6 protein-coding genes and 1 pseudogene are annotated in these 9,166 nt (G+C 62.1%); all 7 read left to right on the forward strand.

Going from position 1 to position 9,166, the window contains the following annotated elements; translation table 11 throughout:
• Positions 1-104 precede the first annotated feature (104 nt).
• Positions 105-2,825 (forward strand): two-component system sensor histidine kinase KdpD, encoded by a 2,721-nt coding sequence (gene kdpD, locus AC30NL_RS03980; protein WP_489462716.1) that lies wholly within the window; start codon positions 105-107, stop codon positions 2,823-2,825.
• Between the two features lies 1 nt (position 2,826).
• Positions 2,827-3,519 (forward strand): response regulator, encoded by a 693-nt coding sequence (locus AC30NL_RS03985; protein ID WP_489462717.1) that lies wholly within the window; start codon positions 2,827-2,829, stop codon positions 3,517-3,519.
• Positions 3,520-4,291: 772 nt separating this feature from the next.
• Entirely contained in the window at positions 4,292-5,080 is a 789-nt protein-coding gene (locus AC30NL_RS03990; RefSeq protein WP_489462718.1) for a sulfite exporter TauE/SafE family protein, read from the forward strand.
• Positions 5,081-5,091: 11 nt separating this feature from the next.
• On the forward strand, positions 5,092-6,243 hold the full coding sequence (locus AC30NL_RS03995; RefSeq protein WP_489462719.1) for an ABC transporter substrate-binding protein: 1,152 nt from the start codon (positions 5,092-5,094) through the stop codon (positions 6,241-6,243).
• A 312-nt stretch (positions 6,244-6,555) separates the two neighbouring features.
• Positions 6,556-7,674 (forward strand): hypothetical protein, encoded by a 1,119-nt coding sequence (locus AC30NL_RS04000; RefSeq protein ID WP_489462720.1) that lies wholly within the window; start codon positions 6,556-6,558, stop codon positions 7,672-7,674.
• Positions 7,658-7,816, forward strand: coding sequence for a hypothetical protein (locus tag AC30NL_RS04005; protein WP_489462721.1), 159 nt, complete (start codon positions 7,658-7,660; stop codon positions 7,814-7,816). Before AC30NL_RS04000 ends, AC30NL_RS04005 begins: the two co-directional genes overlap by 17 nt.
• 1,096 nt (positions 7,817-8,912) lie before the next feature.
• Positions 8,913-9,166 (forward strand): annotated as a pseudogene (locus AC30NL_RS04010) (hypothetical protein); the annotation flags it as partial.

The following is a 9,166-nucleotide window of genomic DNA, read 5'->3' on the forward strand; positions in this document are numbered from 1 at the left end:
ACATCGATTTCGGTCGAAAACTCACATCACTGCAAAAGAATGTCGTCAAAGCCAGTAAAGACGCGCAACTTTCCGCGTGTCCAGCGTGCGTAAAGGTCAGGGCCATGACCGAGAGCCGTCCCGATCCCGACCAACTCCTTGCCAAATTGAAGGAGGAGGAAGCACGTGCCGAACGGGGAAAGCTGAAGATCTTCTTCGGTGCATCGGCCGGTGTGGGCAAGACCTACGCCATGCTTCAGGCCGCTCGCAACGTGAAGCAGCAGGGCGTGGACGTGGTCATCGGCGTCGTGGAAACCCACGCACGCGCGGAGACCGAGGCGCTGGTGAACGGGCTTGAACGACTCGATCTGAAGGAGATCCGCTACCGCGACCGATCGTTGAAGGAATTCAATCTGGACGCAGCGCTGGCACGAAAGCCGAAGCTCATCCTCGTGGACGAGTTGGCCCACTCGAACGTGCCTGGTTCCCGCCACCCCAAGCGCTGGCAGGATGTCGAGGAATTGCTCGATGCCGGCATCGACGTGTGGTCGGCCATGAACGTGCAGCACCTGGAGAGCCTGAACGATGTGGTGAGCGGCATCACCGGCATCAAGGTGTGGGAAACGGTGCCTGACCGTGTGTTCGACGACACCGATGAAGTGGTGATCGTCGACCTGCCGCCAGATGAGCTGCTTCAGCGGCTCAAGGAAGGCAAGGTCTACCTTCCCCAGCAGGCTGAACGTGCGGTGCGCAACTTCTTCCGCAAAGGCAACCTCATTGCCTTGCGCGAACTGGCGCTGCGTCGTACCGCCGACCGGGTGGATGACGAGATGCTCCAGTACCGGCGCAATCTGGCATCCGTGCCGGTGTGGCAGACACGCGAGTCGCTTCTCCTGTGCATCGGCCCGGATGAGCGATCGGAGAAACTGGTGCGCAGCACGGCGCGCATGGCAGCGCAACTCGATGTGCCATGGCATTGCATCTACGTCGAGACGCCACACCTGCAGCGCTTGCCCGAAGCTGCGCGGCAGCGAGTGATGCACGTACTGAAGTTGGCTGAGGACAGCGGAGCCTTGACCGCGACACTGACGGGCAACACCCTGGCTGGCACCATCGTGAAGTACGCCCACGAATACAACCTCTCGCGCGTGGTGCTAGGCCGAGACACCGGACGATTGATTCGCCCATGGCGCATGACGCTCGCCGAGGCGGTCGGTGCCCAAGGAAACGACCTGGATGTGATCCAGATTGCGCTGCCCACCCGGGACCGGGGCCATCGGCCGCGTGCCAGGGAATCGGAAGGCGAAGCGGCAAGCGACCGAGCCGCGGCCGCTTGGCTGCCCTATGTGTGGAGCGTGGGCATCTGCGGCGCCGTGACGCTCGCTCTTGCCCCACTGCACGATGTGCTCGATCTGGCCAACATCGTCATGGTGTTCCTGCTCGCCGTGGTCGCGGTGGCGGTGCGCCTTGGGCGGGGACCCGCCGTGCTGGCAGCCTTCGTCAGCGTGGGCGCCTTCGACTTCTTCTACGTGCCGCCACGCTTCAGCTTCAGCGTGAGTGATGCGCAGTATCTGCTGACCTTCGCCGTCATGCTTGTCGTGGCGCTGGTGATCGGCCAGATGACGGCAGGCTTGAAATTCCAGGCGCGCGTGGCGACGCTTCGTGAAGAGCGTGTCAGTGCGCTGTACGCGTTGTCGCGCGACCTCTCAGGTGCCTTGATGGCCGAGCAGATCGCGGAGATCGCCGCGCGCTTCCTCAAATCCGAGTTCCAGGCGAAGTCGGCATTGCTGCTCGCAGACCTGCAGGACAAGTTGACCGATGCCCTGCCGCAGCCGGACATGCCTGTGGGCGTCGATGTTGGGATCGCCCAATGGGCTTTCGAGCATGGTGAGGCTGCAGGGCAGGGCACCAACACCTTGGCCGCATCGCCGCTGCTGTACGTGCCGCTGAAGGCGCCGATGCGGATGCGAGGCGTTCTGGCAATCGAACCGGCGAATCCTGCTCGACTGGTGGGGCCCGAGCAGCGTCGCTCGCTCGACACCTGCGCGTCGCTTCTGGCGATTTCGCTGGAGCGAATCCACTACGTCGAAGTGGCGCAGAGCACCACGGTGCAGATGGAGTCCGAGCGTCTGCGCAACTCCCTTCTCGCTGCCATCTCGCACGATTTGCGCACACCGCTTGCAGCCCTGGTGGGCATGGCCGAGTCGCTGGCGATGATGCATTCGCCGCACGGCGGCGCGCAAAGCGAGATGACCGGGCGAATCAGGGACGCCGCGTTGCGCATGAATTCGTTGGTGAGCAACCTTCTGGACATGGCCCGCCTCCAGTCTGGACAGGTGCAACTGAACCGGCAGTGGCAGCCGCTCGAAGAGGTGGTTGGCAGTGCCTTGAATGCCATGAGCGGCGCACTCGATACGCGCCGCGTGCAAGTCTCGCTGCACGATGATTTGCCCATGGTCAACATCGACGCCGCATTGATCGAGCGCGTGCTGTGCAATTTGCTGGAGAACGCCGTCAAGTACACCCCCGCCGGCAGTCAGATCCGGATCAGCGCCCACGCCACCAGCGAGCGCGTGAACATCACGGTCGACGACGATGGCCCTGGGTTGCCCAAGGGACGCGAAGAGGCCATCTTCCAGATGTTCGAACGTGGCCGCAAGGAAAGCGCAACGCCAGGCGTGGGCTTGGGGCTGGCGATTTGCCGGGCCATCGTCGAGGCCCACGAAGGAACCATTCGCGGCGCCAGCCGGCCACGAGGCGGCGCGCGCTTCACGGTCGAACTGCCACGCGGCGTCCCGCCAACGCTTGCCGGCATCGACGACGTCGACGAAGTCCAGGGAAATTAACATGAGTGATCCAACGCCCATCGTGCTGGTGGTTGAAGACGAAGCAGAGATCCGGCGATTTGTGCGCCTGTCTCTGGAAATCGAAGGCTTCGTCGTGTGCGAAGCGGACGGCGTGCAACGCGGGCTGATCGAAGCGGGTACGCGTCGGCCAGACCTGGTGGTGCTCGATCTGGGGCTGCCCGACGGAGACGGAGAGGACCTCATTCGCGACCTGCGCGCGTGGTCGGACGTTCCCATCCTCGTTCTGTCGGCGCGCACGACCGAGGCCGACAAGATTGGAGCTCTGGATGCCGGCGCCGACGATTACCTGGTCAAGCCCTTCAGTGCCGGTGAACTGCTGGCCCGCGTCCGAGCGCACCTGCGCCGCCGAGCCCGCGGCGCGGCCGACGGCAGCACGGTGGTCGAGTTCGGTGATGTCAAGATCGACATGATGCGTCGCATCGTGGAGCGAGGCGGCGAGCCCCTGCACCTCACGCCCATCGAGTACCGGCTGCTGACCCACCTGACGAGCCATCCGCACTGCGTGCGCACGCACCGCCAGTTGCTGCACGCGGTCTGGGGCTCCAACCATTCCGAGGACACCCAGTACCTTCGCGTGTACATGGGGCACTTGCGCAAGAAGATCGAGGCCGACACGTCACAACCGCGGCACCTGCTGACCGAGACGGGGATCGGCTACCGTTTCGTGCCTTGATTCCCGCCGGCGCACCAGTTGTCCTTTCTGATGAAATGGTAACCGGCTGTCGACCCCGAACTTCGCCGAGAGGTACGCCGCTGAGCGCCAGCGCAACGAACTTCACCTTCTCTTCCAATCTCGAAATCGTGCGAGGAGCCTCCCAAAAATCACACCGATCTCCATCAAGGCAACCCCACGGCGTCCACCATCGCCCGCAACTGCGGATGAAGAAGGCGGGGTTGACGCAGGACAATTTCATGGTTGCTCAGCCTCTCAGACGCCCAGACCCCTCACCCCAGCCCTCTCCCCGAAGGGGCGAGGGAGCAATGCAGGCCAGCTCGCTGTAGCCCGCTTCGAAGTAGCGCATTGCAGCTCCCTCTCCCCCGGCGGGGGGAGAGGGTTGGGGTGAGGGGTCTCTCAAAAAATCACACCCATCTCGAACTGGCCAACTTCCTCAAGGCAGCACACTCGAGGGTGATCGCTGCAGAGATGCTGAAATCTCGAACGCTCATTGCTGGCCTCGATTCAAGCATGGCCTGTCAACCGTCTTCAGTCATCGAGAAGGCCATGTGCATATTCATTTTTGAGCGCCTTTCAATGCGCCGGCTTCCGGGACGTTTCTGAAGGCTGCGCTGCGGCAACAGCTGCCTTGCTCAGCGTTACATCGGGACACATCGGTGTAACTGGAATGTTCACAATCGCGCCTCTCGCGGACAGTCGGTGCGACCCGTTCAGCGAGGCTTCAAGCCGGGTTCACCGGCTTAAAGACGACACCAAGATTCGGGTTGGGATGGAATACCTCACGCTTTTGATGGCGGGCGCCCTGAGTGGCCTCGTCGCTGGACTCGCTGGACTCGGCGGCGGGACAGTCATCGTGCCAGTGCTGGTCTGGCTCTATGGGGATGCGGCCTTGCATGACGCGATCGTCGTCAGCTGGTTCGCCGTCCTCTTCAATTCTGCGTCAGCAGCAACTCGTCAGTACAAGCTTCGCAGTTCCGAAGAGAGATCCCAGCTTATTGCAGCTTCGAAATACTTCCTGATCGGCGTGCTCGTGGTCACCCCGATCACCGCGTTGGTGTTGACCGGCATTCCCTCCGTGTTGACGCCAACGATCGTGGGCGCCCTGCAGATCACGCTCGCTGCAGCGCTCATGTGGCAGCCGGCGCAATCAACTGAACCAAGGACGATGAACAAGGCGTTCGACACGGGCTGGGGCGCACTCGTCGCAGCCGCGTCGACGCTGATCGGGATTGGGGGCGGCGCCTACACCACGGCATATATGGTCTACGGACCCAGGCGACCACTGCGTGACGCGATCGCGGCAGGCAACTTCACCGGCCTGGCCGTTGGAGCACTCTCAGTCGTCGGGTACCTGGCGTCGGTGGTTTTCGTTGGGAACGGCGGCAATGCCAAAGCACCTGGCCTGATCTCCGGCGTGGGCATGGCGTTGCTTCTCGGCAGCGGTGTCGTCTGTTCGGCAATTGGCGTGAAGCTATCGCGAAACCTCCCCACCGCACTGCTCAAAAAGATTCTTGTTGGATTGCTGGCCGTGTCCGCGGTCCGGCTGCTGATTTCGTGAAGATGAACTTGATGGAACACCTGACCATGCACCGGGCAATACGCCAAATGGTGATCGCCGCATCGATGCTTGCGGCCTGCGCGCTGGCGACGGCCGCCGATGACATCGTGATCGGCCAGACGGCGGATTTGTCGTCAGTCGCCGCCGGGGGACAAACGCAAGATTTCAATGCTGGCGTCAAGCTCTATCTGGATGCGGTGAACTCGCGCGGAGGCATCGCAGGCCGGCGCATCAGGCTGTTCAGCCTGGATGACGCGTACGTGGCGATAAACGCGGCAAAGAACGCCGAGACATTGGCGGCAAACCAAAGCGTTGTCGCCTTGTTTGGGAGCAGGGGATCGGACCCGACCGATGCGGTGATCAAAGTTGCGGAGCGCGAGCAGATGGCGTTGATCGCGCCGGTGAACGGAGCGGACGCGGTGCGGGCGAGCAAGGTCGTTTTCCCCGTGAGGGCGAGCTACAAGGCCGAGGTCGATGGCGTCTTGCGTTACTTCAGTCTGGCGCCAACCAAACTGGCCGTGCTGGTTCAAGACGACAAGTTCGGGCGGCCGCTGCTGGACTACATCGAGCAGCAACTCAAGAATGGGAAGCATCCAAACATCAGTCTGGTGGGCAAAGTGATTTTTGACCGCAAGGCTACGCGTCTGGATTCGGAGGTCGAAAAGATCATCGCGATGCGAGCACGAGCGGTGGTGGCGTTATGCAACCCAGCAGCATGCAGCGAGTTCGTGAACCAGTTGCAGGAGCGAACCGAAGAGATGAAAGAACTTCGCCCCGCCGTGGCACAGCTTTCCAACATCGACATGCTTGCCCAGTACAAGCTCGTCGGCGGAAGTGGCGTGCTCGGAAATCCATTTGCCCAGGTCCTGCCTTCCCCATACCGGGCGAGCCTGCCAATCAGCCGTGACTTCACGGCCGCGGCGACCGCGCACAAAGTACCGATCAACTACCGCAGCTTTGAAGGCTACGTCTCGGCTGCGGTGATGGTCGAGGGTTTGCGTCGAGCCAAGACATTGACGCGACAGGGCATCAGAGATGGGATGGAAGGGCTTGGCGAGATCAGCATAGGCGGGATTGCGGTCAAGTACACGGCCACTGACCGGACAGGCTCGCGTCTGGTCGATCTGGTGTCCATGGACTCGCAAGGGCGCTTGCTGCGGTAGGCCATGCAAGGATGATGGGGAGCACTTCGCATTCCGATGTGCTTCTTCGCGATGGGATCAGTGTCCCGGCTGCCAACGCAATAAGGTTCACGGACTTGCAATCCAAAGGAACCAGACGTGGGAACTTGTTTTTCGTCCGCAGCAGCCCCAAGAAGCCGGCCGGCCATTGAAGCCCGATCTTCCCAGGCCGAGCCGGCTGCACGCGCCACGCGACCATCGCCGGTAGCCAGCCATTCGCTGGTACATGATCTGCTGGCGCATTGCCATCCCATTCATGACGCTTCCCTTCGGCCGCGCCAGAGCTTGACACCATTGGCGGGTTCGAATTCGCAGACCGGAGCACGCGGCGCCGAGCCCGAGCGCGGTGCCGGTACGCTCGAGGCCTTGCGAATGCTTTGCGACCCTCAACGCATGGGGCTGACCGACGGCTCGGAGATCGTGCTTGAAGTCGAGGACCCTTACGAGCCCGGGAAAATGGTTCCAAGCCGGGAGGCCCTGAAGGGCATGCTTCACGTGATGGGCCACGATCGGACGGCTGCAACGGACGTCGGGGGCGGAATGGACGCCTCTTTCGTCGCCTTCGCGACCCGGGTCTTCGCCGCGGCTGTGGAGCATGTCGCGTCCGCGTCCGCGTCTGGGCATGAGGCCGCCCTCCTGGCCGTCGCCGCCGCGCTCAAGCACAGCGGCCACCTCGGCGCGGTCCGCGAGCCCGATTGGACCTCGGAAGGCGAATTCGACCAGAACTTCACGATCCGACTCGGCATTCATGCAAACGACATGGCAGACAGGTTGCACGGGCTGCGTGTCGGCGAGCACGCGTTCTACCTGATCGCAAACGCCTGTTTCGCGGTCCGTCTCTCGCACATGGTCGGCCTGTCCATGTCCATGCTCGATGGCGGCAGGGTACGGGTCAGTCTGGCCAACTCCGCAGACGAGATCGTGGGTCGCTTCGTGGATGTGCCGCTCGGTCACATCGAGCAGAGCTTGCCCGCCTTCTTGTCGGGCGATGCCTTTAAGGAGATCTGCGCGACCTTCGTGCTGCGATCGCGCGAGGAGCTCGCGGAAATGCCCCTCCGGCCGGAGTCGGGCGCGCTGTTCACGGAATGGATGAAGTCGCTGCACCCGGAAGCCGCGTTGTCGAACACATACTTCGAAGGCAAGCCGTTGATGCAACCGATCCAGAAAGGGGGCGCGTGCACGGTCGAGTCTCTCTTTGCGCTGATGGCCACGACCTTGCCGAGGGATGCCTACAAGCTGGCCAAGACGGCTTGCCTGAGCACCGTTCTGGCAATGGGCCACACCACCGGGGTCATCAGCTCCAAGGAAGACGCGCGGCTTGAAGAGCGGTTGACATCCGCGTGGCGCGGCATCGGCACCGAACTTCAAACGGAAAAGTTCAGATCACGGACGAGTCATGTTATTTGCGAGTGACGGCGCCGACGGGCTCACATTCGACGCGAAGCTGATGCCCGACACCTCGGCCATTTTTCAACAGACCCTGCGTGCGGCCAACGACGCGATCAGCAACGCCGCCGCGAAGCTGCCGGCTTTCCTCTGCGTTTCGAAACGCTGACCGTGGTGCGGCTGGCTTCGAGGGTGTTGTTGAACAGGGGATGCAATCAAGAAACGGATACTTTGAGAGGCGTGGGTGGCTCCCCCGGGGAGGGGGCTGGCGGCACCGGGGGTAGGCCAGAAGAACGTCAGGGGGCGCCCGCCCTGGCACCCGGAACACCGGTCGTCTCGTATCCCGCTGCAAGAGTGCCAGAGAGGGAGGGGACTGAGAGGCTGAGAGTATTTCGAACGTGTCCGAGCAGCACGTCAAAAGGCGCCTGATCTAGGCGCAAAGCACAGCCATGGCTTGGCTATGGCGAGCATTTGCAACGACGAGCAGGGGGCTTTTGGCGTGATGAGCGGGCATGATCGAAATACTCTCAGCCTCTGACTGTATTCGCCATCGTTGAAGTGGTTCCTGCTTCGGATTAACGAGATTCGCTTCGCATGGCCTCAGTCGGCTGGGGGGGCGCGCTGGCATCCTCTGGCCTATTCCATAGCCGCGCCTCCCGATTCACCTTTCGACCATTCGATGCGGTGGCCAAAGGGAGCCGAGCGTGGTCGACGGGGCTGGTCTCGCAAATCATGTAGCGGACGACTGGCCCCGACATATCGTTGCTTGCTTGCTCGATCGGGCAATTTCACAGGCAATTTTGCCAAGTCAATGAAAAGAAGACTTCGAAATGGATCGATTCGTACGTTCATTGCTCTGCTGGCGCAATCCGCCGCAGCCCGAAGAGCAGGACCCGGCCGCAGCCTCATCAAGTGGATCAGTGCCGCGTGCCGGCACGCAACCTCGCGCCACACCGCCAACAGGTATTCCCGCTCGTCCAACCTCCTCGCGGCCGCTGAATGCCCCAGCACAAGAATTCGTACCAACCTTGCTGACGCCTCCTATTGCATCGTCCACGCATCCCCATAGCCCGCCGTGGCGTGCCGGCGTGCCTGCCCCCACGGTGCAGGCGAACGTGGCGAGCCCATCATCCGAACAAACGGCTGTTCTTCCGGGCGGCCTACCACCAGAGTTGTGGTTGGAGGTGGCCCTCAGGATGAATAAGGACACGAGGTCGGCGTTTCGCCGAGTCTGTCGCGCTGCCGCCCCCATTGGTAAGCAATCCGTGCAAGGCCTGATGGTGCGGAATTCAAACGATTTGTCGCGCGCTTTGAAAGCATACGAGAGCGCGAAAATCGCCAAGCTGTCGTTGGACCATGGTGAGTTCATGCGCCTTCAAGGTAAGGGGTTCACCGACGCGGACCTTCAAGGCTTGCCTCCCTCCTTGCGCGAGTTGTCAGTGATCTTTTCCTCAGGGATTACCGCTGCTGGATTGGCGCATTTGAACAACTTGCCGAGGCTTGAATCGCTCACGCTCCA

The sequence above is a fragment of the Rhizobacter sp. genome, assembly GCA_021153565.1.
GTDB lineage: Bacteria > Pseudomonadota > Gammaproteobacteria > Burkholderiales > Burkholderiaceae_C > Albitalea.